Here is a 20,670-nt window from a genome sequence, read left to right as displayed (position 1 = left end):
CTCCGTCGGCTTTTTTGTGCCCGGGATTCAGGCGGCCTTCACCGAGGCATCCATCACATCAAGGCTTTGCCGGACGTGGTTGATTTCCTGACGGATCAGATTTTTCTCGAAAGCGCTGACGTGGTTGTCATCTAGTGCTTGGTGCACCGCAATCGTCAGATCGGCTACTTCCTTGCCGACATTGATTAGTGACTTGGTCAGCGCTTGTGGCGCGGGCGCGGTTTTCGTAACGAGGTCGAAACCGAACTCGTTCGCCAGTGCCGCCAGAGGCCGCATATCACCGGTGTGCAACAAAATTCCGAATAGGTGCTCCACCGTCAGGTGGTGAGCATCGTTGTCCGGATTGGCGCGCTGAAGCAGGCCAACGTGTGGAACGCCCATCTTTGCAGCAAGGGTCTTGGCTTCGTTATCCAGGACAGCGCTCTGGCAGGCCCGCAGAAAATCTTCCATTCGTAAAACCTCTAATTTGTTTCCGTGGCGCCCTGCCAGTGCGTGGGCGATCATTTGTTTAGGCAGCAAGCAATGACTGCCTCAGGCTGCTGTGCGCTTTGGGCGCGCCGGGATCGGACGAATCTCATTCGCCTCAATACGGCCGTCGCCATAAAGGGTGATTTCGATGCTTCTACCGGCTCTAACCATTTGCGAGATCGCGCTCTGGTTCACGCCGAGAGCAGCAGCAAGCGCGGCTTGGGTGCCGTGCTCTTCTAGGTATTTGCTCAAAGGGATCTTTTTCATGGAATTTCCACGGCTTGATATCTGCCATGGATAGTAGCAGCGCTGCTTTTTATCAGCAACAAAATACTAGCAGCGCTGTTTGCTTGGATATCAGCTCTGCTAATACTCTTATTCGTATGAAAATACGTCGCCCCCTAACCACCGAAGAAGTCGCCGAGAGCGCCAGGCTCAAGGCCATCTACGAACAGCGGAAGTCAGCTGCAAAAGCTGCCGGGCGCAGCCTGACGCAGGCGGACGTTGCCGAAGCGTGCGGATGGTCTGGGCAAAGCGCATTCAGCCAATACGCCACCGGGAAGGTGCCACTAAATGTGGAAGCGCTGCTGAAGCTCGCAAAGGCGCTCAACTTCGACGCAAGCGAGGTCAGCTCTCGACTGTTATCCACTGTTGCCAGCGTGCAGCAGGACCGCGTACAGCCAAGCGTAAAATTAGGAAGCATCGAGACTTGGGACGACGAAACCCCGCTCGATGACGATGAGGTCTACGTCCCCTTCCTTCATGAAGTCGAACTGGCGGCCGGATCTGGCAGGTTTGCGATTGAGGAAAGCGCCAACTCACGCTTGCGCTTCAACAAGAAGGACCTGCGCCACAACGGCGTTCAGTTCAGCAATGCGAAGTGCGTGAAGGTCGGTGGCAACAGCATGGTGCCTGTGCTGCGCGACGGCGCCACCGTCGGCGTGAACGTGGGGAAAAACTCCCTGAGCGATATCGTCGACGGCGAGATGTACGCAATAAACCACAACGGCCAGCTTCGCGTGAAGCAGGTCTATCGCATCCCTACCGGTCTTCGCCTGCGTAGCTTCAACCGTGACGAGCATCCGGATGAGGACTACACATTCCAGCAGATCCAGGAGCAGCAGATATCGATCCTTGGACATGTTTTTTGGTGGGCGATGTACTCGCGATAGAGGCATTTTCCATAAATTGACACTTCCGCCGTTGAATCTTCGCAACCGTCGAGTATCCAGTATTTTTCAATATATTGACCACCAACAATATAGGCTTAATTGCCCGGTACCCCCCCAGCTCCAGCCGCTGATGCCGTTGTGCGAAACGCGGAAAGCCATGCACCATGCATCCTTGTAAGAGATCTCTTACACCGATACACGGTCATGGCGCACATCGGATTCCATCGGAAAAAAAAATAAACTGCCGTATGATCATTGTGTGTGACGTTTTCCAAAAAGCTTAACGTCTAACGACTGATCCGGAGTTTTCTCGCTGCGAAGCGACATCCGGTTGTTTTTAAATTTGGAGATCCTCATCGTGGATTATCGCGCAGCATCACAGATGATGGTTGCAGCTCTCGCTTTGATGGGTAGCTACTCCGAAGCCGCAACACATCAGAGCCCGCCCCCTCGCTTGGAGGTGGAATGCAACCATCTGGAGCTTGCGGAAATGCGGAAAGAGCTAAAGGAATTAGCTGAAGGTTGGTCTGCGCTCGATGGAATATTTGCGAGCGCTTTGAGGGCTTGCCTCAAACGTGACAACATTGCTCATCAGGAATTTTCTCGAGTAGCAGAGCTGCTAAACGCAACTCGAGCTTTAGAGTCGGCTCTTAAGAGTGCGCAGCCACCGGTGCAGTTGGCCGCTGACCACCTGAAATTTCGACGTGTTGTAGCCGGAACTCGCGCCAGGCTTGCTGAGCTAGACAGCCTCTATCGTCAAGCTACTCGCATGCCTGAATACATAGATACAGAAGTAAATTTCAATGGATTGAAAGAGCTGGCAAGTTTCACGAATGCCCGCTTGGCGCATATCGCCTAAGGGAGAAAATGGCTTCTGTAAGCTTCCACGAGGCGACGTTCGCAGAGTTTTTCGAGCCGATTGATAAAAAATATCCAGGTTTATCCGCGAAAATTGCTTCTGACTTTCTGGCTTACATGGAATCGAGACAAACCAGAACGCCCTTGTATTTTGGCAGAGACGCCCCCTATACCCAGCCGCAGGCAGCGCTCAACGCTCACCTATCTCATATCCACATCAAGCTTCCGCCGGGCAGGTTTCGCCAGGACTGCGCTCAATATTACCGGGTGTGCGACTTTAAGAAGCCTCACGAGGACGCAGCATTGGTTTACGTGCAGGGGGAGCTTGAGGAAGATCACTATTTGATTCTTGCATTCTTCTGGCCGGACGCTCACGAACAAGCAAGAAACAACGTAGTTATGCGATATTTGGCTCACCTAGCAAAAGAGTGGCGCGAACAGAACTGATGCCCGGCTAGCGCCGGGCTTCTTCATTCCCCCTCCTCCCTCCCAGTCAATGGTGGCGTACCGCCACGAATGGTAAAATACGCGCCCCACCCCCTTCAATGGATCAGGTTTTACGATATGGATAGTGGAAGTCCTATGGCTGGCTTTTTGTTTCTGGTGGTCGGCTTCGTCATCTATTTCCTTCCCACATTCATTGCCTCGAATCGGAAGCACCTCAACGGAACGTCCATTTTCCTAGTCAATCTTTTCCTTGGATGGACGTTTCTAGGCTGGGTCGTAGCATTGGTCTGGGCCTCCTCCGCAAACACAAAGGAACCGAAAAGCAATTCGGCGGTAGCATCCGGTGCGGCCGCCGAGCGGGCCTGCCCTTTCTGCGCCGAAACGATCAAGAGCGCAGCCATCAAGTGCAAGCACTGCGGCGCTGATGTTGATGCTATTCAGGTGCCGCGCCTTAAGAACGGGTGGGTTGCGTCTGTGCCGTGCAAGGCTGGTGAAGAGCAGTTAAGCACCATCGAGGCGATCAAGTCGCTCGGACTTCCTGTGGTTCCAATGATTGGCGCGGCAATTGGAGCCGGCCCTTTTGAAACGAAGGACGAAGCCAAACAAGCCTCAGCGCTCCTACGGAATGAGCCGAGGCTTTTCAGTGAAATCATGTACCGGGATTCCGTAAGCGGGAAATACCCGCCAATTCTCGACTGAACCCCGCTTTTCCCAAGCCCGCCATGTGCGGGCTTTTTTACGCCCAAAGAATTTATTATTAGCAGCGCTATTTACTTTGAATAGCAGCGCTGCTACTTTTATTCGCAAGCCATGACAGCAACGGCCCAGCAGTGAAAGCCGCGCCGCTCTTTAACAACCAGCGCCATGAACGACTACCCGGCCAGTCCGGTTAGGTCACTCCCGGCTCCATCGGTGGGAGGTCAGTAAACCGATGAACAAAACCGCACTTGCCTCTACCGGCGACCGGCGATCCGACAGGCCCGAAAGCCTGCCCACGCGCAGCCCACTGCGACGGCGGACGAGGTGTTGACCGAACTGAGTGAATGACCTGGTAAGCGGGTGCGGAGAAACACGGAATTTTTCACTGATGCACCTGGTGACGGGTGTATTGGGAAAACAACCGGAGAAATTCGATGTTCACCAGCAACCCGCAGCGCCCAGAAAAACAGACGCGATTCGAAACCAGAAGCCGTCGCAAAGGTATCAAGGCCAAGAAATTGAAAGCGCTGTGCCTTTCTGCCTTCCTCAAATAGGACAACCAGCGCCACGACAGCCTGTCGTTAACTGCCCGATCCTCTCTATGAGAGCGAATCGGGGTGTGATCTACAGCGGAGCAAGGCACCTGACTCGTAATCAGGCCAGCCACTGAGCACCGTCGACAAAGCGCGGCGGCAGGCAAAGCCAGAGGTGACGACCTCGCGTAGATCACACCCCGATGCGGACGAAACTGCGGCCTATAACCGCCCACCTGCATCACTCGGCGAATAGCTCAACCCGCATTGCGCAGGGTCAGCGCCAACCTGGTATTGGCGAGCTACCTTGATCTGGCACAAGCGCCGCGACAGCCGGGAAAGACCGGCAACCCATTCGATAGGTGGCCACTGCCTGCCCAGTGAGCGAGCCATAGGAGGATGACCATCATGTAACAGTGACCGATTCACCTGCGCGGCGCGGCAAGCCTGAAGGCCGGCGCCCATCACTCATACAGGCAGCGGACAGTAGGCCGTCGATGTCACCGCGCATCGGCCGAATGAGGTAGGCCACCCCAGCGCACGAAGACAACTTGACGCTGCAAACCCGGTCTGTCGCCAGCAGCGAGACCGGGCCACCCTCCCCCGACCAACCCCGAATGCACTCCCCTCCGCGCCCAACGGCAACCAGCGGAGCGGCTGAGTGCATCCGAGTTTTGTTGGATCAACACCCGCCACCACGGAGGCGACCATGGCAACCAGCTATGCAGACAGTGCGCAGGCCCGAGAGTGGGATCGGCGCTTTGATGAATGGGGCCGGCCCAAAGCGCCGCAGGTTGAAGACTTCCACGACTACGAAGCCGCAGCGCAAGAACTCACACAGCGTCAGGCGCTGATGGCCGCTCAAGAGTTGGTCGACCGCAAGGCGCGGGCCAAGCGAGTCGCGGCAGCAGTGGTCGCCTATGGCGAATTCTGGGGGCTCAAATGAACATCCAGCAGCGTGACCATCAAACGGCGGTGACGTGGATCGAGGGCGAGATCAGCAACATGATCCGCGACCTCGGCAAGCCCAACGCCAGCGCCGCAGCGACATCCTGCATCACCCTGGCCTTCATGCTTCGTGCCATTGATGACAACGAGCACCGCCACTACCGCGCTCGCATCGACCAGATTTACGCCTCCTACAACGCCTCCACCTCGCAAGGAGCTGCAGCATGACAACCGCACCGGTAAAAACGCTTCTCGATGAGCAGCTGGAGGAAATTGAACGCAGCCTCGCGGTTGTCGGCGCTGGTATCCCTCGTGAGCTCCCTGTTTCGGCGCTCCCTCCTCCGCTGGTGGCGGCCATCAAACAAGGCCGCATCGCTGTGAGGGCTCGGTCATGAAAATCATGTTCTGGTGTCTTGCCGCTGGCCTGTTGGTGGTTATGGCTGCTTACAGCGCGGCTCAATATTCGTCCGGCGTGTGCCAGATGCCGCGCTCCACCTCCTACAACGTGTTCCGATGACCAGCCTTCAGCGTGCACGCCGCATCCTGATTCGGCGCGGCTCGTTTCGAGTCCTCTCGATTTACACCTTCCTGATGCTGCTCAGCGCCCTCGCCGATCGCATCACTCAATAAACAACACCACCACAAGCTGCGCTCGGCGCGGCAAGGAACCGTCATGTCCGCAAAAGCCCAACAAGCACCTTTGCAAGAGTCCATCGAAATGACCGCTGTAGCGCCAAAAGTAGCTGTCACCGATATCGCCGAATATCGGCCGCATGAAGAGCAAATCGTCCGATTGGAAACGACCTACGCGAACCTCGTTGTCGACTGCTCTACAAGTGAGGGCTTGGCGAATGCGAAGGAAGTTCGCGTTGATATTCGCGATGTCCGCTACGCCTTGGCCAATACCACGAAAACGGCGCTGATTCCCTATCAACAGGCGGTTAAAGACGCCCAGGCTCGCGTCAACCAAGTGAAGGAATTCGGTGAGGCGTTGAAGGATCGCGTACTTGCGATCGAAGCGCCTGTCGACGAAGCCATCAAGGCCGAAGAAAAGCGCGCAGCTGACGCCAAGGCCGAACGCGAGCGCATCGAAGCTGAGCGCATCGAAGCCATTCGAGCAAAAATCACCCGATTCAGCTCAGTCGCCGCTGCATATGCAAGCCGTAGCGCTGCCGATGTTGCCAACGTCCTTCTGAGCGTCAAAGAGTCGGTAATCCTGCCAGACGAATACGCCGAGTTCGAAGCGGAAGCCACCATTGCCCGCGACAACGCTATTGATCAGCTTGAAGTACTGCAAAGGGCTGCTGTTGACCGCGAAGAGGCGGCAACCAAGCTGCTGGCACAACAAAAAGAGCTGGATGAACTGCGTGAGAAGCAACGCATCGCCGATGCTGAAGCAGAAGAGTTGCGCAAGCAGCGCGCCGAGGAAGATCGCCTGCGTTTGAAGAAGCAGCAGGATGAACTCGACCAGCAGCGCCGCGATATGGAAGCGCAACAACGCCAGCAACGTGAGCAGCAAGAAGAACAGCAACGCCAGCAGCGCGAACGCGATGCGCAGTATCAGCGCGACCAAGAAGAGTTGGCTCGCCTGCGCGCACTGGCTGCAGCGCCCGCTGCGGTTGCAGACGTAATCACGACACCCGACGTTACCGACACATCGTCAACAACTGCAGCGGGAGCTGATCCGGTTCCAGTGGCTGACGAAGTCGCTGACTCGAACATGCCGAGCGCCAGCGAAGTGGTCGAGGTCGTGGCCATGGCCTTCTGCGTCACCAATGACGAGGCATCGGCCTGGCTGCGCGCCCTGTCGTTCTAACAAACCCTGAAATCACCCCGGAGGCCGGCCAAAGTCGTCGGCTATGGAGTTAGGAATGAACGCTCAAACCCAGATCGCTACTGTACCAATGGACACCAGCCCGACAGGGCTGATCCTCAATCGCGACAGCATGCAATCGATGACTGAACTCGCGGGCATCATGGCAGGCGGCAAAACCACCCTGCCGAAGCATTTCCACGGCAACACTGCCGACTGCATGGCAGTGATCATGCAGTCTATGCAATGGGGCATGAACCCCTTCCAGGTGGCGCAGAAGACATTCATCGTCAATGGCGGCCAGCTCAGCTATGAAGCACAGCTCGTCAACGCGGTGATTACCACGAGAGCGCCGACCCTTGATCGAATCCATTATGAGTGGTTCGGCGACTGGGACAAGATCATTGGCAACTTCCGTGAAATCGAAAGCAAAAAGCAAATGGATGATCACGGACAGCCGAAGAAATACCGCGTCCCAAACTGGAACATAAACGACGAGAAAGGCCTCGGCGTCCGCGTTTGGGCTACGTTCGTTGGCGAAGACGCTCCACGCGAACTGACCACCTTGATGACTCAGGCGCGAACCCGGAACTCTACGCTATGGGCGGACGATCCGAAGCAGCAGATCGCGTATCTGGCGCTTAAAAAATGGGCTCGTCTATATTGCCCCGACGTGATTCTGGGCGTGTACACCCGTGACGAGCTGGACGACGGCTACGCGCTTCCGGAAACGGATGTTACCCCACGATCTACCAACGAAAAACCAGCAGATGTTGGAGCTGCGTCGGTTCCTCAGGGCGACGCAACCGACGCAACTGCGGACCTGTTCGAGCAGCTGAAAAAGATCGCTCAAGAACAAGGGATTGATGGCTACGAAAAGGCCTGGAAGGCGTTGAAGCCGCAGCAGCGCGGCGCTATTGGCGTGACACGTCACGGTGAGCTGAAGTCGATTGCACAGACAATTGAGGCAGAGTTCACAACCCTCAACGAAAGCGCAAACGGCAATGCGAGCGACGATGTTCAGGGCGGCGAGCAATGAACGCCTCAGTAGACCTTCAACGCACCGAGCAGTGGCATCAAGAACGCAGCGGGCGCCTAACGGCAAGCAGGTTCAAGGATGTGATTGCTTGGGGTGATCGTGACAAGCACGGAAAGCGCAAGCCGCTCGCGGCTCGCACCACTTACATGCGCGAGCTGGCCTTCGAGAGACTGGCCAACCGATCAAAGCATTCGGTCAGCAGCAAGTCGATGGCCTGGGGGACTGAAGTTGAGCAGTCGAGTCACGACTTTTACGAAATCCTGACCGGCAATACCGTCATCAAGTCGGGCTTCTTGGTTCATCCAAAATACGACTGGTTGGGCTGCTCGCCGGACGGCTTGATTGGCGAGGACGGTGGCATTGAGTCGAAGTGTCCATTCAATGAAGCCGTCCACGTCCGTACCTGGCTCGAAGGCATGCCCGACGAACACAAGCCGCAGGTTCAGGGCTGCATGTTCGTCACGGGCAGGGAGTGGTGGGATTTCCTGTCGTTCGATCCGCGCCAAGACGAAGACTGCCGCCTATACATCGAGACCATCAAGCGCGATGACGAGTACATCGCAATGCTTCATCAAGAGCTGGTTCAGTTCAATCTGGAACTCGGCAGGATGGTTGATGAAGTCGCCGACAGAGCGCGGGCGCAAGCCCATCGATTAGGAGCCTGAGCATGATCAGCAACCACCTAAACCTCGTCGAGCAGCACCGACCGGACGCCGAGTCGATCGCTGAACGAATCGCGCAGTATCTGGCCGCCGGCGGACGGATCGACCAGTTGAAAAGCCCGCCGCGCAATCCGCTGCCGCCGCCCCGCTCGAAGAAAATAGACCCTGAAACGGTCCTCAAGCGCCGGCCGAAGCCGATATCGGCGGCCGAACGCAAGGCGCTGCGCAAAATGGCGGACTCGCTATGAAGTCGAAACGCAAACCCAACAACGGTTTCGCCCGGGCTGAACGCAGTTGCCGGGCGCTGCTGCGCACCAACCACGTCGCGGTCGTGAACATCGATCCCAGCGGCAGCCAGATCATGGCGAACTGGAAGAGCTGCCGGCAGATCCGCAGTCTGGCGATCGCCAACGCGATCTTCGACTTCTCCTACCGCTGGACGATCTACATCGCCGCCATGTGTCGAGACGAGCGCGGCGCCGAGTACATCAAGTCGGTGGAGATCTCGCCGGAGGGCATCTACAAGGTCGAGCGCCTGACCGATGCCATCGAGCATTACTACCTGGAGCTGCGCAACAGCGCGAACCCGAACCATCTGGTCGCGTCAGGCTGGATCGCTGTTCCCGACGAGATCTCGATGGACGAAGCTCAAGCCGCGAAGCTGTTCTATGCCGCCGGCGCCTGGCATCAGGTGAAGGTAGCTGCGTGAGACGTTCCAGACCCCAACAACGCAAACGACAGACCTGGCTGGACTTGCCGGCCAGCGGAATTGAAGAGGTAGGCCATGGCCGAAGTAACGGAGCCGACGAAGGAAGCCATCAAGCAGAAGAAAAAGCGCGAGAAGGCAGCAGCAAAGGACGCTGCATTGGGCGTCGAGAAGTTTACGGTTGAAGTGGCTGGGGTGTTCAAGCCCGACCTCAAGCGCGTCATGGCCGCTCACGGCATCAACAACCAGCAGGAGGTTTACCAACTGCTGCTGATGAACCTGATCGCCGCCGACTTCGAAACCCAGGCCAAGATGCTTCGCTGTGTCACGACACCTTTTGTTGTTACGGAAAAGGTGTCGCGCATTATTCAGGCCGCCGGCATGAAGTCGCTCGCCGATGATCCGCCAGAGCCTGACGACGAAATCATCGAGCCTTAACGCTCAGCCTCAAGCGTAAGAATGATTGTCTCCGGCTCACCTTCCTGAGTAAGGCCCGGCAATTGCGAAACTACTTGGCCATGCATGCTGCTGCCGATTGATAGAGTTGCTTCGAACTCACCTTGTGCGCGCACCTCTCCAGTGTGACCGTAGGTACCTTCTCGAAGAGTCACCTTGTAAACATTGAGCTCGTCGGTGTCCTCCAAGAAAAGATCCTCAGTGCTTTTCTCGCGGTCGTAGGTAGCGAGGTTTGATCCAGAGCTGATAGTCAGACGCTCTATCTTGATTTTTCCCACTTTTTTCTCCTTCCGGCTCCATGCCGGGCCGAACACAAATACCCCACTTCTTCGAATCACGCCAGCCGGCGAGGATCCCCTATGCCTATTCACAACATCGTCAGCATGAGCGGCGGTAAAGATAGCACGGCTACATTGCTGGTCGCTCGCGAGCTGGAGGTGCCGAACCTCAGCGCAGTAGTGGCTGATACCGGGCATGAGCATCCAGAAACGTACGACTACATCCACTACCTGGCCGAAGCCACTGGCGTACCCATCCGGTGGGTGAAGGCAGACTTCGCCAAGCAGATCGCCGGCAAGCGCAAATTCATCGAAACGAAATGGCGCGAAAAGGGTGTGCCGGAATCTGTGGTTCTTGGCGCTCTGCAAGTCCTGCACCCAACCGGTAATCCGTTCCTGGACTTGTGCTTATGGAAAGGCCGATTCCCGAGCACCAAAGCCCGCTTCTGCACCGATGAACTGAAGCGCAACCCCATCATCGAGCAGGTGTACCTGCCACTTATGGACGGCGAGAACATGCTGCTGTCCTGGCAAGGCGTGCGGGCTGATGAGTCGCCGGCCCGCAAGTACTTACCAGAGTGCGATGAGGTCGGAGGCGGCCTGTTCAACTACCGGCCGATCCTGAAATGGACCGTCGACTCAGTGTTCGAAGCTCACCGCGCGGCTGGTATCAAGCCGAACCCGTTGTACTTGCAAGGCTGCAATCGCGTTGGCTGCATGCCCTGCATAATGTGCGCGAAGGACGAACTGCGGCAGATTGCGGCCAGGTGGCCAGCGGAAGTTGACCGGGTGCGCGAGTGGGAGAGACTGGTGAGCATCGCCAGCAAGCGCGGAGCGGCTACGTTCTTCGCTACCGTCACCGACCCTACCGTACGATCGGATGACAAGGTCAGCGCCGTCACACACGGCATTGACCGAATAGTCGATTGGAGCAACACCGCGCGCGGTGGCCGCCAGTTCGACATGGTTGACCTAATTGCACGCTCTGACAGCCAGAACAGTTGCTCTTCAGCCTACGGGCTCTGCGAGTGACTTACCTTATGAGTTTGGGTCTTAGATAGTCTTCGACAAGAGCAAGAGCCGCATCCAATTCATCTCGGAAATCATCATCCATTCCTGGCGGCATTTCATACAAAACTTCCCTTCTCTCAGCAAGAATCTTTTGATACGAGCGGGATCGGCTTTCTGTTTCATCCGGATTGATCGATGTCACGTACGCGTTAACGTTGATCCACAGTTCATGCTGGAGATTAAAGATTGGATCGAAGCGGAATTTCAATTCTCTACCCCAGACCGCTTCGCTCTCTAACAGAGAGGTGCTAATACGTGCCCGAACCTCGCCTATCGGCGCAAAACGACTCTGATAGGCGCGCGCTGTGTTTCTGTAGTTTCTCTCCTGGAAATTGAGGTTCTGAGGCTCTTCCTCGCCTGTGGCGCCCTCATTCCCAAGCATGACAGGGTTGCGAACGTGGCTGATACCATCGCGTAGCCGATAGAGATCCATCAACAGACGCCTGGCGAGGTCATGATCTGCTGTTCCTTTGTTCTGCCTGCGCCATGTCGCTAGACCGGAGAAACCAACCCAACCGGCCACTGCTACGCCCACCGCGCTTACCACTGTACCAATTACGCTGAAGACATCCTTCGTAAGCGCCCAGTCCGTATCCGTGATCGCAAAACAAATCGACATCCCTATCCCCTTTGTGAAGTCATCTCTCAATATAACGCCGAGGCTATTAATGTCCCAGCTAATGTGGCGCCTAGTCGCCAATGTGCTCGCAAGGCCGCCCATCGCCGACTCACTAATCGTCCGCTAAAACAGCACAGTCTCCCCTAGATATCGTGAGACGTGTCACCAGTCAGGTGTATTTGCGTCGGCGACGATCATTTACTTTGTTAATTCGCGCTGAGAGACTATTTTTGAAATATGCACTTCAATATAAGATTTTAACTCATCGACAGTTTCAAACTCTTTAATTGCGAGTCTCATCGACAGCTTACTTATTTCTTGCGCGCTTTTTTCGCTTTCACCCATCCGCTCTGCAAGCACCTTTAAATCACTCACTGCCTTAATATTTTCAGGAGAGTCTTCCATTTTAGCCAGAGGCCCAAGCATTGATAAGGATGTATTAATCCTGCCACTGTAGGCATTAGCGGCGCTGTGCTGATAATTACATTGCTGTTCTAGCATCTGAAGAATCCCAGCACGATAGTCTGCAACCCTCGCACTCATCAGAGCCATGCGAGCAAGCTCAGTCTGCTGTTGCTGCTCTGAAAGCGAGAACTCTTGTTGCTTCTGCAACTTTCGATACTCTTCACGCTGAGTATCGATCACCTCCCTCTGAAGACTTATAGTCTTCAATAGCGCGACAAGCGTAACAGCGGAAATCAATGGTCCGAAGATACCTCCAAAGAAAGAGCCAAATGCGGACCAGTTATCGGGATTACTAGACAATCCGTATCTGAACACCCAGAAATAAAATATGCCGGATATCACCAAAGCTATCACAAGGATTGCAATACCAGACCGCAGCACCGCGTCAATTCTTCCTACCTTTTTAGCCTCAGCAGGATTAATCGAATCGATAAATTCTTGTTTCGCCATGCCTTTAATTCCAATGGTTTGATAACTTAATTTGAGGATACCTCATGTCCGCACAACAGAAGAAACACCCCTTCGATTTCAAAACTCAATACGGACTCGGCTTCAGCACTCAGGACGATGAGATCGTTGTCGACTTCTTCTGCGGTGGCGGCGGCGCCGGTACCGGTCTGGAGATGGGCCTGGGCCGCGCGGTGAATGTCGCCAAGAATCACAGCCCGCAAGCGATCAGCATGCACACAGTGAATCACCCTGGCGCCGTGCACTACACAACCGACGTGTTCGACGGTGACCCCGACACCGAGTGCGGCGGCAAGGCCGTGGGCTGGTTCCACATGTCGCCGGACTGCACGCACCACAGCCAGGCCGCCGGCGGCCAGCCGCGCAAGCGTGAGATCCGGAACCTGTCGTGGATCGGCCTGAAGTGGGCCGGCAAGAAAAAGCCTCGCGTCATCAGCTTGGAGAACGTGAAGCAGATCCTCCAATGGGGGCCACTGATCGCCAAGCGCTGCAAGTCGACCGGCCGCGTGATGAAGTTGGACGGTTCCATTGCCGAGCCTGGCGAAGTCGTGCCGGTTCACCAGCAGTTCCTGGTGCCTGACCCGAAACGCCGCGGGCAAACGTGGGATGTATTCGTCGCTGAGCTGAAGCGTTTGGGCTACGCCGTTGAATGGCGGGTCATCAAGGCCTGCGACTTCGGCGCGCCGACCAGCCGCGAGCGACTGTTCATGATCGCCCGTTGCGACGGCCAGCCGATCATGTGGCCAGAGCCAACCCACGCGAAGAACCCGGCCAAGGGCCAAAAGAAGTGGCGCACCGCCGCCGAGTGCATCGACTGGACCATCCTGAGCAAAAGCATTTTCGACCGGGCAAAACCGCTGGCACCGGCAACCCTGCGCCGAATCGCCAAGGGCATGAAGAAGTTCGTGATTGATGCTGCTGACCCATTCATCGTGCCGATCGCGAACTGGTCCGGCGAAAGTGTCCAGTCTGCGCATGATCCACTGCGCACCGTGACGTCTTGGCCACGCGGCGGATCGTTCGCCATGGCGAGCCCGATCATCGCACCAGCAACCCATCAGGGCAGCGACCGGGTCAACGATCCACACGCCCCGCTGCCAACGGTGACCTGCGCAAATCGCGGCGAGCTGACGCTGATCAGCCCTACCCTGATTCAAACAGGCTACGGAGAGCGCGTAGGTCAGGTGCCACGCGTGCCCGGTCTCGATCAACCGCTGGGCACCGTGGTCGCCGGCGGCGTGAAACACGCGCTCGCCGCTGCGCACCTGGTGAAGTTTCGCTTCTCGGACGAAGGCAAGGCACTCGACGAACCGCTGCCGACCATCACCAGCGGCGGCGACTACAAGCGCCCGGCCGGTGCCGCTCACGCCATGGGTATCTCAACCGTATTCATGGCCCAGATGAACGGCGGGTTCAACACCACCGACGCCAAGAGCGTCGACGATCCGATGACCACGGTGACGAACACCGGAAGCCAGCAGCAGCTGGTGACGGCAAACCGGGTGCACCTGCGCGGCAACTGCGATGCGCGAGACGCGGACGATCCGCTGCATACCATCAGCGCCGGCGGCACTCATCACGGACTGGTCACTGCTTTCTTGGAACGCCAGTTCGGCGCCAGCGTCGGCCAGGGTGTGGACGAGCCAGCACCAACCATCACGGCGGGCGGCGGTGGCAAGAGCTCACTGGTCGAGCTGCAGCTCTCGCCAGAGGTCGAAGCCGGCGCACTGCGGGTCGCGGCATTCCTGATCAGCTACTACGGAACAGAGAACATGAGCGCCGCCGACGCACCAGCGCCAACGATCACCACCAAGGATCGGCTGGGACTGGTCACCGTCACCATCAAGGGCACGCCTTACGTGATCGTCGATATCTGCCTCCGGATGCTGCAACCGGCAGAGCTGTACAAGGCTCAAGGCTTCCCCGCCGACTACATCATCTGCCACGGCGCCGACGGCAAGCCATTCACCAAAACACAGCAGGTTCACATGTGCGGCAATAGCGTCAGCCCGCCGCCGATGGCTGCACTGGCACGAGCCAATGACCCGTGGCGTGCAGTTGAACGCCGGGCCGCAGCAGCGTAATCACGTGAACCAAGACTGCCACGGCATTGCGTTTATCCACTCGATGAGTCGAGCCAAAAGGTTCACCAATTGATCAGCCACAAGCTGTAACAGCAGGTCTTCGAGAAGTCGAAACATCATCGCATTTCGCCTATCAGCAAGCCGGTATTACCGGCGACCGCCGATGTTAATCCAATGGCTAACCAGCGGGAGGCGATTTGCGTGATTAGTTGTGGCACACCCTTTTCCCTTCACCGCCCGGGCATGCCCCGGCATAGGACGCCCCATGCCCACAGAAAACAAACCGGCCGAGCCGCTGAAGATTGAGCGCTCGACTGTGACCAAGCTGGTGATCACCGGCGCGCCGCGTCTCGACGCTATTACCGTGTTCCTCGAGGACTTCGGCCGCCGCGACTGCCCTACTGAATCCGACCCGAGCTATCAGAGCGCCCAGGGCAAGATCACGGTCAATTGCTGGGACAACAGCTGGAACGCCTACTGGGGTGGAATGGGTCCGCGCACGGTGGCCGAGTTCGTGGCCGACTGTGATTGGCACTACGTCCTGAACTGCCTCGATCGCACTATCAGCAGCACGCGGTTCAGCGGGAATGCCCTTCACGCCTTAGCGAAAAAATGCATCGTCCAGCGCCGCCGGCAACAGACCGGCCGACATGACTGGGAGCTGGATGAGCTGAGCAAGGATGAGGCGCGTGAGCTCTGGCACGACATCGACGCTCTACGAAGCGTCGAGTCACCAAACGAATGCTGGCATCACGACAGGCTGCTGACTGAACTGTTTGGCGATGAGTGGCACTACCCGGTTGGCGACAAGGCGGTCGAGGAGAATCACGAATTCAACTATCTGCGCCGGGTGGTGGAAGCGGTACAGGGCGCGTTGCGCCAGCCTTGAAGTTCATATCGGCAAGGAACTCGGCATGAAGCTTGTGAACGCCAATGATCTGGTATCGATGGAGATTGCGTGATGAGCGACATGCATTCGAGTGACAGCCAAGTCTTGGCGAGCCAGGCTATCTTTCCCAGCGGACGTTGCCGGCGTTGATCACCGGACGATGCTTGTTCGCCAGCCTCTGGCTGACCAGCCACAAGCGGGTTTGCTCAACTGACATAACTCTTCCGAGAGATTTTCTCTCTTTCAACACGTCAGCGCTTACGACAAAGCTCCCGCATTCAACGCAGTCATAAACATCTCCGTGGAAGTTGGTCTCAAGCTTCCGAGCCGATGCTCCGCAGATCAAACAGTCCATACGTCCTCCGTTGGCAGACGTAAAACTGTAGCTGATTGTCCGGCGACCGCCCAACACCCAGCCGCCCCCGATAAAAGGGGGCGGTATGCGCAGAAGACTTTGCGAAGAAGGCAGCAAGCTTATTCGATAGCGGGGCTGCCACCTTCTGGCGGTCGACCATCAAGAGCTGGCATCGGATCGATTTGAACACCAGCAACAACGCTCAACCAAGCCGAATAGGCGGCGCTTTGCCGCGCAAGCGCTTCATTCCAGCGGTTGCCTGAGAGCTCGCCTGCTACTACCAACATCATCAGCTGGTTCGTTGCGGCGTCGAGCTCAACGAGATGCGCATGTGATTGAAATCTGAATTCGTCGTTTGAAGCCATGGTAATGCTCGATTCGCAATGGCAGTGGAGTGGGCCGGTTTATCAATTGAAAGCTCCTCCATGCAGTGTGGCACATACCTATACACAAGCACGGATTTTGTACAACTTATCGGCATTCACTCAAGTGCCAATGCCACTCCCTCCCCCTTCAAAGTCAGCCGCTATAGCGGCAAGGACGAGCTCGACCATGGAAAAGATAAAACTGATTCAGCCGGTACCGGTTGTGCGCGATGAAAACGGCATGTTCTGGCACCCGGAACTGCCGCCATTCGATGAAGGTGATGGTGAGAAGTGCAAGAAGTGGCTCGCCGAGCAGCACCTGGTCGTGAAGATGACAAGTATTGAGGATGCGCCGGACGAGATATCGGAGCGCTACTTCGACTCCCATGATCCGGATTGCAGCTACTGGGATCCGGATAAACCGGAAGGCGAAGGGTGGTTCTGCCTTTCAATCCACGATACCGACGATGGCCCAGTCTGCTGGTGGGCACGCCGCGAGGTGACGCCATGACTGCTATCAAGGAACGGCCAATCCTGTTCTCGGCGCCGATGGTGCGCGCCATTCTGGATGGCCGGAAGACGGTCACGCGGCGACCGGTAAAGCCTCAGCCTGAAGTGCGCATGGTCGACATGATCGGCCCAATGCTGACCTTCAAAAACAAACGCGGCGGCCACTGGCTTTACCCAAACGCCAAGCAGCAAATAATCGAAGACTGTCCCTTCGGCAAGCCCGGCGAACGGCTGTGGGTGCGCGAGACGACGGAAGCGGACCAGGACCGCGGCGACACGGTGGCTCTTTCGCGATATGCCGCTGACCGGGCGCCCGTGTTGTACGCCGGCAGCGAAGACCCTGAATACAACGGATCAGTGGCTCACTGGGACTACCCGAGACGATCGCGGCCGAGCATCCACATGCCTCGGTGGGCCAGTCGCATCCTGCTGGAGATCACCGACGTGCGCGTCGAGCGGTTGCAGGACGGCGAAGGCGAGACCGCCTTCGAAAGCCGTTACGTTGCCGAGGGCATCAACAGAATTCACCAAGGCGACGGCGAGTACGCATTTCACCCATTCAAAAGCGAGCCGGGGCCGGGAAGCTGGACTGACCCGTTCGACGCCTGGCGCGAGTTGTGGGTGTCGGTGAACGGCGCCGATTCGTGGAACGCCAACCCGTGGGTCTGGGTCGTCGAGTTCAAACGGGTGACGCCATGATCACCAAGTGCTTACTCGGCTGCACCCTCTTCTTCTGGCTTCCATTGGTGCTGACCATAAAGGCGGTGATCGGATGAGCGCCTACACCATCATGGTCGGCGATTGCTTGGAGCTCCTCCGGCGAATGCCGGACAGCAGCGTCGACAGCATCGTCACTGACCCGCCGTACGGCCTTTCCTTCATGGGAAAGAAATGGGACTACGACGTTCCAGCAACCGAGGTTTGGGTAGAGTGTTTGCGCGTACTCAAGCCCGGCGGGCACTTGCTGGCATTCGCCGGGACTCGCACTCAGCACCGCATGGCGGTGCGCGTTGAAGACGCCGGTTTCGAGATCCGCGACATGATTGCATGGGTCTATGGATCTGGATTTCCTAAGTCAATGGATGTGAGCAAGGCGATCGACAAGGCTGCCGGTGCTGAGCGTGAAACTGTTGGCCGGAAGAGCGGCAGAGCCGCAACACCGGTTGCGGACATGCGCGGCGGAAACTACGCAAACAACCCTTCCAGTCGCATTGATACATCCGCTATCACCGCGCCAGCCACCGACGAGGCCGCCCAATGGGAAGGCTGGGGCACTGCGCTGAAACCAGCAATGGAGCCAATTACCGTGGCGCGGAAACCTTTCACCGGCACAGTCGCGGCGAACGTCCTCAACCATGGCACAGGGGCGCTGAACATTGAGGCCTGCCGTGTCGGCGTGGTCGACGCAGATTACGCGCGTAACTGCTCTGGTGATCGCATGGCCGCGGGTACTCGACCAGCTGATGCTCAGGGTGTAACCAGTCTTCGCGCTGGTGGTGGATCAGCGGCATCTGGGCGGTGGCCTGCCAACCTGATCCATGACGGCAGCGCGGAGGTGGTCGCGCTGTTCCCTGCTCAAGCTGGCGCAGCGGCGCCCGTGCCTGGCAACGAACCGACAGCCAACGGATTCAGCGGATCCGTGAAGTACAGCGGTATGCGAGCCCGGGCACCTGGTGCATTCCACGCCGATATCGGCAGCGCCGCGCGGTTTTTCTACTGCGCCAAGACCAGTCGCAAAGATAGAAACGAAGGTTTGCTCAGCTCGAACGCTCCCGCTGTCGCCAAGGATGCAACCATGCGCGACTGCGAAACCGCTGAGTGGAGTACTCGCAACGGCAACAGCCATCCCACGGTGAAGCCGACTGACCTGATGGCCTACCTGCTGCGCCTGGTGACACCGGCCGGCGGCGTTGCGCTCGGTCCATTCATGGGCAGCGGAAGCACAGGCAAGGCCGCCGTGCGCGAAGGTTTCCAGTTCATTGGGTGCGAGATCGACGAGCAGTACGCGGCGATCGCCCGGGCGCGTATCGATCACGAAGTCACCCGACAGCAAGAGCTGCAAGCGGAATCTGATCAGCTCGATCTATTCGGCACCGCCTAACCCCTCCCCCAACTCAACAGCCTGCCGGTGTCCGGCGGGCGAGGATTCCTCATGGCTTTCATCATCCCCACAGCACTCAAGTGTCCGAAGTGCGGCTACACCGGGCACGCTCAGCTTCAGACCACTCAGGCCAGTTATTGCCCTCAGTGTTTCGATGAGTTTCTTCAAAAGAACGTGCCGCGCCTGGTGGTAGATCCCGACGGCAAACCTTTCGATCCGAACAGTCAGGTAGTGAACCTGTAGCCCACACCACCTTCTGCCGCCACGCGCGGCATGGAGCATCACAATGGCAAAAATTCTGGCCCAGATCACGGTCAAGTTGCCGCGCCTTATGGAGGCAGGCGAATACAGAAAGCTCCGCTACGTCGGCGGCAAGCCGAGTTTGCAGCAGTTGAAAAAATGGATTGAGGAAGGCGAAGTGGTAGGAGAAGTAAAAGGCGGGATGTATTTCGTGGATGTGCAGGCGGCCGTGATGGGGTCAGATGATCCCCTGCTGGCCAAGATGTTGGAGATAGGCTGATGGCTGCCCGGCCGCGCACGCTCAAAAACAGGAAGCTACCGCCAAATCTTTACCCGAATGGTAAATATTTTCGGTACCGGAATCCCATTACCGGCTTGATGACCAGCATCAACCGCCCACTTGAGGAGGCAATCAAGCTCGCACACGCCGCAAACCTCAAGGTAGCGGCGCTGGTCGTCGATGACGGGGCGCTGCTCACCCTGCTGACCGGCGACCGGTTGCCAACGGTGAGCAACCTGCTGCAGCGGTTCAATGACGAATGGCTGGTGGACAAGGGCTATGCGGCGCGGACACTGGAAGAGATCAAATTCAAGCTCGAGCGGTACCGGCAGGATCTCGGCGACCGACTGATCGGGCAGATGGATGTGCTGGCCATGGCTGAATACCTGGACCAGTTCAGCAACAACGCCTACACAAAGCATCGCGGGCTGTGGGTGCAGATCTTCGCTTTCGCCGTGGCCAAGGGGTTGGCCGAGCGCAATTGCGCCGAGCTGACGCTGGTCAAGAAGGAAGCCGAGAAGAAGCGCCAGCGGCACACGCTGGAAGGACTACAGACGATCATCGGCGCGGCGACCACGCCGCCCTGGCTGAAGCGGGCAATCCGCCTGGCACTGGCCAGCCTTCAGCGCCGCGAGGATATCGTGACCTGGCTGAAGTCGGCGGCCGACATGGACAAGAACACCTTGACGGTGTCGCCGGGCAAGACCCAGGGCTACGACAACCCGGTCCACCTGAAGATCACCATGGGTGCAGCGCTGCGCGAAGTCGTCGGTGAGTGCCTGCGATCGCCGCTGGTGTCGCCTTATTTGATCCACTACAAGCCGAAGGCCCGGCGAAGGGAACAGATCGACGCGAAGGATCACTGGACGTCGGTAACGCCGGACTACCTGACCAAGGAGTTCAGCAAGGCGCGGGACGCGGCGCACGCATATGACCATGTGCCGGCCGGTGAGCGCCCCACTTTTCACGAGATCCGCGCTTTAGGCGCGTGGCTGTACGAGCAGCAGAACTTCCCACAGGAATACATCCAGGCGCTGCTGGGCCACGCGGACGAGAAGATGACGAAGCACTACCAGGAGGGACACGGCGACAAGACGATCGACTATGTTGAGGTGAGTGCCGAACTGGCGTTCTGAGGTGGGGG

General features: G+C 57.5%; 29 protein-coding genes. 23 read left to right on the top strand and 6 right to left on the bottom strand.

Going from position 1 to position 20,670, the window contains the following annotated elements; all coding sequences use genetic code 11:
- Positions 1-27 precede the first annotated feature (27 nt).
- Positions 28-450 (bottom strand): phage regulatory CII family protein, encoded by a 423-nt coding sequence (locus HU724_RS10475; protein ID WP_186565577.1) that lies wholly within the window; start codon positions 448-450, stop codon positions 28-30.
- Between the two features lie 81 nt (positions 451-531).
- Complete coding sequence (locus HU724_RS10470) at positions 532-735, bottom strand: Cro/CI family transcriptional regulator (RefSeq protein ID WP_186565579.1); 204 nt, start codon at positions 733-735, stop codon at positions 532-534.
- Between the two features lie 116 nt (positions 736-851).
- Here HU724_RS10470 and HU724_RS10465 point away from each other — a divergent pair, with 116 nt between their 5' ends.
- The 14 genes from HU724_RS10465 to HU724_RS10405 all read left to right on the top strand — a co-directional run bounded on the left by HU724_RS10465 (position 852) and on the right by HU724_RS10405 (position 9,783).
- On the top strand, positions 852-1,640 hold the full coding sequence (locus tag HU724_RS10465) for a LexA family transcriptional regulator (RefSeq protein WP_186566059.1): 789 nt from the start codon (positions 852-854) through the stop codon (positions 1,638-1,640).
- 358 nt (positions 1,641-1,998) lie between these two features.
- The gene (locus HU724_RS10460; protein WP_186565581.1) at positions 1,999-2,499 is read left to right on the top strand and encodes a hypothetical protein; all 501 of its coding nucleotides are present in this window, start codon (positions 1,999-2,001) and stop codon (positions 2,497-2,499) included.
- Between the two features lie 8 nt (positions 2,500-2,507).
- Positions 2,508-2,945, top strand: coding sequence for a type II toxin-antitoxin system YafO family toxin (locus HU724_RS10455; RefSeq protein WP_186565584.1), 438 nt, complete (start codon positions 2,508-2,510; stop codon positions 2,943-2,945).
- 135 nt (positions 2,946-3,080) lie between these two features.
- A complete protein-coding gene (locus HU724_RS27520; RefSeq protein WP_225927676.1) occupies positions 3,081-3,644 on the top strand; it encodes a superinfection immunity protein in 564 nt (187 codons plus the stop codon).
- A gap of 1,242 nt (positions 3,645-4,886) precedes the next feature.
- Positions 4,887-5,123 carry a hypothetical protein gene (locus HU724_RS10445; protein WP_150635493.1) on the top strand — a complete coding sequence of 79 codons (237 nt, stop codon included), beginning with the start codon at positions 4,887-4,889 and terminating at the stop codon, positions 5,121-5,123.
- Positions 5,120-5,353 carry a hypothetical protein gene (locus tag HU724_RS10440; RefSeq protein ID WP_186565586.1) on the top strand — a complete coding sequence of 78 codons (234 nt, stop codon included), beginning with the start codon at positions 5,120-5,122 and terminating at the stop codon, positions 5,351-5,353. Before HU724_RS10445 ends, HU724_RS10440 begins: the two co-directional genes overlap by 4 nt.
- Positions 5,350-5,520 (top strand): hypothetical protein, encoded by a 171-nt coding sequence (locus HU724_RS10435; RefSeq protein WP_186565589.1) that lies wholly within the window; start codon positions 5,350-5,352, stop codon positions 5,518-5,520. Before HU724_RS10440 ends, HU724_RS10435 begins: the two co-directional genes overlap by 4 nt.
- A complete protein-coding gene (locus HU724_RS27760; protein ID WP_264082174.1) occupies positions 5,517-5,642 on the top strand; it encodes a hypothetical protein in 126 nt (41 codons plus the stop codon). Before HU724_RS10435 ends, HU724_RS27760 begins: the two co-directional genes overlap by 4 nt.
- Before the next feature lie 156 nt (positions 5,643-5,798).
- Positions 5,799-6,941, top strand: a complete 1,143-nt coding sequence (locus tag HU724_RS10430; protein ID WP_225927675.1) for a hypothetical protein — start codon at positions 5,799-5,801, stop codon at positions 6,939-6,941.
- Positions 6,942-6,996: 55 nt separating this feature from the next.
- The gene (locus tag HU724_RS10425) at positions 6,997-7,977 is read left to right on the top strand and encodes a RecT family recombinase (protein WP_186565591.1); all 981 of its coding nucleotides are present in this window, start codon (positions 6,997-6,999) and stop codon (positions 7,975-7,977) included.
- Positions 7,974-8,642 (top strand): lambda exonuclease family protein, encoded by a 669-nt coding sequence (locus tag HU724_RS10420; protein WP_186565593.1) that lies wholly within the window; start codon positions 7,974-7,976, stop codon positions 8,640-8,642. Before HU724_RS10425 ends, HU724_RS10420 begins: the two co-directional genes overlap by 4 nt.
- Positions 8,643-8,644: 2 nt before the next feature.
- Positions 8,645-8,887, top strand: a complete 243-nt coding sequence (locus tag HU724_RS10415; RefSeq protein ID WP_090283103.1) for a hypothetical protein — start codon at positions 8,645-8,647, stop codon at positions 8,885-8,887.
- Positions 8,884-9,348 (top strand): hypothetical protein, encoded by a 465-nt coding sequence (locus HU724_RS10410; RefSeq protein WP_186565595.1) that lies wholly within the window; start codon positions 8,884-8,886, stop codon positions 9,346-9,348. Before HU724_RS10415 ends, HU724_RS10410 begins: the two co-directional genes overlap by 4 nt.
- 75 nt (positions 9,349-9,423) lie before the next feature.
- Positions 9,424-9,783 (top strand): hypothetical protein, encoded by a 360-nt coding sequence (locus tag HU724_RS10405; protein ID WP_186565597.1) that lies wholly within the window; start codon positions 9,424-9,426, stop codon positions 9,781-9,783.
- Here HU724_RS10405 and HU724_RS10400 read toward each other — a convergent pair.
- Positions 9,780-10,079 (bottom strand): hypothetical protein, encoded by a 300-nt coding sequence (locus HU724_RS10400; protein WP_186565598.1) that lies wholly within the window; start codon positions 10,077-10,079, stop codon positions 9,780-9,782. The genes HU724_RS10405 and HU724_RS10400 overlap by 4 nt on opposite strands.
- Before the next feature lie 81 nt (positions 10,080-10,160).
- On the opposite strand from HU724_RS10400, the gene HU724_RS10395 reads away from it, so the two are divergent.
- The gene (locus HU724_RS10395; protein WP_186565600.1) at positions 10,161-11,111 is read left to right on the top strand and encodes a phosphoadenosine phosphosulfate reductase domain-containing protein; all 951 of its coding nucleotides are present in this window, start codon (positions 10,161-10,163) and stop codon (positions 11,109-11,111) included.
- A 1-nt stretch (position 11,112) separates the two neighbouring features.
- Here HU724_RS10395 and HU724_RS10390 read toward each other — a convergent pair whose 3' ends face one another.
- Together HU724_RS10390 and HU724_RS10385 are read right to left on the bottom strand one after the other, a co-directional pair.
- A complete protein-coding gene (locus HU724_RS10390; protein ID WP_186565602.1) occupies positions 11,113-11,769 on the bottom strand; it encodes a hypothetical protein in 657 nt (218 codons plus the stop codon).
- 198 nt (positions 11,770-11,967) lie between these two features.
- Complete coding sequence (locus tag HU724_RS10385; RefSeq protein ID WP_186565604.1) at positions 11,968-12,684, bottom strand: hypothetical protein; 717 nt, start codon at positions 12,682-12,684, stop codon at positions 11,968-11,970.
- Between the two features lie 44 nt (positions 12,685-12,728).
- Here HU724_RS10385 and HU724_RS10380 point away from each other — a divergent pair, with 44 nt between their 5' ends.
- Both HU724_RS10380 and HU724_RS10375 read left to right on the top strand, forming a co-directional pair.
- Positions 12,729-14,786 carry a DNA cytosine methyltransferase gene (locus tag HU724_RS10380; RefSeq protein WP_186565606.1) on the top strand — a complete coding sequence of 686 codons (2,058 nt, stop codon included), beginning with the start codon at positions 12,729-12,731 and terminating at the stop codon, positions 14,784-14,786.
- Positions 14,787-15,051: 265 nt separating this feature from the next.
- The gene (locus HU724_RS10375) at positions 15,052-15,675 is read left to right on the top strand and encodes a phiTE_072 family protein (RefSeq protein ID WP_186565608.1); all 624 of its coding nucleotides are present in this window, start codon (positions 15,052-15,054) and stop codon (positions 15,673-15,675) included.
- A gap of 474 nt (positions 15,676-16,149) precedes the next feature.
- Here the strand turns inward: HU724_RS10375 and HU724_RS10370 are convergent, their stop codons facing one another.
- Positions 16,150-16,395 (bottom strand): hypothetical protein, encoded by a 246-nt coding sequence (locus HU724_RS10370; protein ID WP_130888985.1) that lies wholly within the window; start codon positions 16,393-16,395, stop codon positions 16,150-16,152.
- Positions 16,396-16,582: 187 nt separating this feature from the next.
- Here HU724_RS10370 and HU724_RS10365 point away from each other — a divergent pair, with 187 nt between their 5' ends.
- The 6 genes from HU724_RS10365 (at position 16,583) to HU724_RS10340 (ending at position 20,662) form a co-directional block, all read left to right on the top strand.
- Entirely contained in the window at positions 16,583-16,906 is a 324-nt protein-coding gene (locus HU724_RS10365) for a hypothetical protein (protein WP_186565610.1), read from the top strand.
- A complete protein-coding gene (locus HU724_RS10360) occupies positions 16,903-17,604 on the top strand; it encodes a hypothetical protein (protein ID WP_186565612.1) in 702 nt (233 codons plus the stop codon). The genes HU724_RS10365 and HU724_RS10360 overlap by 4 nt, the downstream gene beginning before the upstream one ends.
- 73 nt (positions 17,605-17,677) lie before the next feature.
- On the top strand, positions 17,678-19,006 hold the full coding sequence (locus tag HU724_RS10355; RefSeq protein WP_186565614.1) for a DNA-methyltransferase: 1,329 nt from the start codon (positions 17,678-17,680) through the stop codon (positions 19,004-19,006).
- A gap of 51 nt (positions 19,007-19,057) precedes the next feature.
- Positions 19,058-19,249 (top strand): hypothetical protein, encoded by a 192-nt coding sequence (locus tag HU724_RS10350; RefSeq protein WP_125926743.1) that lies wholly within the window; start codon positions 19,058-19,060, stop codon positions 19,247-19,249.
- A gap of 43 nt (positions 19,250-19,292) precedes the next feature.
- Positions 19,293-19,526, top strand: a complete 234-nt coding sequence (locus HU724_RS10345; protein ID WP_016773953.1) for a hypothetical protein — start codon at positions 19,293-19,295, stop codon at positions 19,524-19,526.
- Positions 19,526-20,662 carry a tyrosine-type recombinase/integrase gene (locus tag HU724_RS10340; RefSeq protein ID WP_186565616.1) on the top strand — a complete coding sequence of 379 codons (1,137 nt, stop codon included), beginning with the start codon at positions 19,526-19,528 and terminating at the stop codon, positions 20,660-20,662. The genes HU724_RS10345 and HU724_RS10340 overlap by 1 nt, the downstream gene beginning before the upstream one ends.
- The last annotated feature ends 8 nt before the right edge of the window (positions 20,663-20,670 follow it).

This window comes from Pseudomonas iranensis (genome assembly GCF_014268585.2).
Classification (GTDB): Bacteria; Pseudomonadota; Gammaproteobacteria; order Pseudomonadales; family Pseudomonadaceae; genus Aquipseudomonas; species Aquipseudomonas iranensis.
This window is presented reverse-complemented; position numbering and strand designations above follow the sequence as displayed.

Excerpts from the sequence above, each read along its gene's own strand:
- HU724_RS10475 (WP_186565577.1), bottom strand. The coding sequence starts at position 450 with ATGGAAGATTTTCTGCGGGCCTGCCAGAGCGCTGTCCTGGATAACGAA.
- HU724_RS10470 (WP_186565579.1), bottom strand. The coding sequence starts at position 735 with ATGAAAAAGATCCCTTTGAGCAAATACCTAGAAGAGCACGGCACCCAA.
- HU724_RS10465 (WP_186566059.1), top strand. The coding sequence starts at position 852 with ATGAAAATACGTCGCCCCCTAACCACCGAAGAAGTCGCCGAGAGCGCC.
- HU724_RS10455 (WP_186565584.1), top strand. The coding sequence starts at position 2,508 with ATGGCTTCTGTAAGCTTCCACGAGGCGACGTTCGCAGAGTTTTTCGAG.
- HU724_RS27520 (WP_225927676.1), top strand. The coding sequence starts at position 3,081 with ATGGCTGGCTTTTTGTTTCTGGTGGTCGGCTTCGTCATCTATTTCCTT.
- HU724_RS10445 (WP_150635493.1), top strand. The coding sequence starts at position 4,887 with ATGGCAACCAGCTATGCAGACAGTGCGCAGGCCCGAGAGTGGGATCGG.
- HU724_RS10440 (WP_186565586.1), top strand. The coding sequence starts at position 5,120 with ATGAACATCCAGCAGCGTGACCATCAAACGGCGGTGACGTGGATCGAG.
- HU724_RS10435 (WP_186565589.1), top strand. The coding sequence starts at position 5,350 with ATGACAACCGCACCGGTAAAAACGCTTCTCGATGAGCAGCTGGAGGAA.
- HU724_RS27760 (WP_264082174.1), top strand. The coding sequence starts at position 5,517 with ATGAAAATCATGTTCTGGTGTCTTGCCGCTGGCCTGTTGGTGGTTATG.
- HU724_RS10430 (WP_225927675.1), top strand. The coding sequence starts at position 5,799 with ATGTCCGCAAAAGCCCAACAAGCACCTTTGCAAGAGTCCATCGAAATG.
- HU724_RS10425 (WP_186565591.1), top strand. The coding sequence starts at position 6,997 with ATGAACGCTCAAACCCAGATCGCTACTGTACCAATGGACACCAGCCCG.
- HU724_RS10420 (WP_186565593.1), top strand. The coding sequence starts at position 7,974 with ATGAACGCCTCAGTAGACCTTCAACGCACCGAGCAGTGGCATCAAGAA.
- HU724_RS10415 (WP_090283103.1), top strand. The coding sequence starts at position 8,645 with ATGATCAGCAACCACCTAAACCTCGTCGAGCAGCACCGACCGGACGCC.
- HU724_RS10410 (WP_186565595.1), top strand. The coding sequence starts at position 8,884 with ATGAAGTCGAAACGCAAACCCAACAACGGTTTCGCCCGGGCTGAACGC.
- HU724_RS10405 (WP_186565597.1), top strand. The coding sequence starts at position 9,424 with ATGGCCGAAGTAACGGAGCCGACGAAGGAAGCCATCAAGCAGAAGAAA.
- HU724_RS10395 (WP_186565600.1), top strand. The coding sequence starts at position 10,161 with ATGCCTATTCACAACATCGTCAGCATGAGCGGCGGTAAAGATAGCACG.
- HU724_RS10390 (WP_186565602.1), bottom strand. The coding sequence starts at position 11,769 with ATGTCGATTTGTTTTGCGATCACGGATACGGACTGGGCGCTTACGAAG.
- HU724_RS10385 (WP_186565604.1), bottom strand. The coding sequence starts at position 12,684 with ATGGCGAAACAAGAATTTATCGATTCGATTAATCCTGCTGAGGCTAAA.
- HU724_RS10380 (WP_186565606.1), top strand. The coding sequence starts at position 12,729 with ATGTCCGCACAACAGAAGAAACACCCCTTCGATTTCAAAACTCAATAC.
- HU724_RS10375 (WP_186565608.1), top strand. The coding sequence starts at position 15,052 with ATGCCCACAGAAAACAAACCGGCCGAGCCGCTGAAGATTGAGCGCTCG.
- HU724_RS10370 (WP_130888985.1), bottom strand. The coding sequence starts at position 16,395 with ATGGCTTCAAACGACGAATTCAGATTTCAATCACATGCGCATCTCGTT.
- HU724_RS10365 (WP_186565610.1), top strand. The coding sequence starts at position 16,583 with ATGGAAAAGATAAAACTGATTCAGCCGGTACCGGTTGTGCGCGATGAA.
- HU724_RS10360 (WP_186565612.1), top strand. The coding sequence starts at position 16,903 with ATGACTGCTATCAAGGAACGGCCAATCCTGTTCTCGGCGCCGATGGTG.
- HU724_RS10355 (WP_186565614.1), top strand. The coding sequence starts at position 17,678 with ATGAGCGCCTACACCATCATGGTCGGCGATTGCTTGGAGCTCCTCCGG.
- HU724_RS10350 (WP_125926743.1), top strand. The coding sequence starts at position 19,058 with ATGGCTTTCATCATCCCCACAGCACTCAAGTGTCCGAAGTGCGGCTAC.
- HU724_RS10345 (WP_016773953.1), top strand. The coding sequence starts at position 19,293 with ATGGCAAAAATTCTGGCCCAGATCACGGTCAAGTTGCCGCGCCTTATG.
- HU724_RS10340 (WP_186565616.1), top strand. The coding sequence starts at position 19,526 with ATGGCTGCCCGGCCGCGCACGCTCAAAAACAGGAAGCTACCGCCAAAT.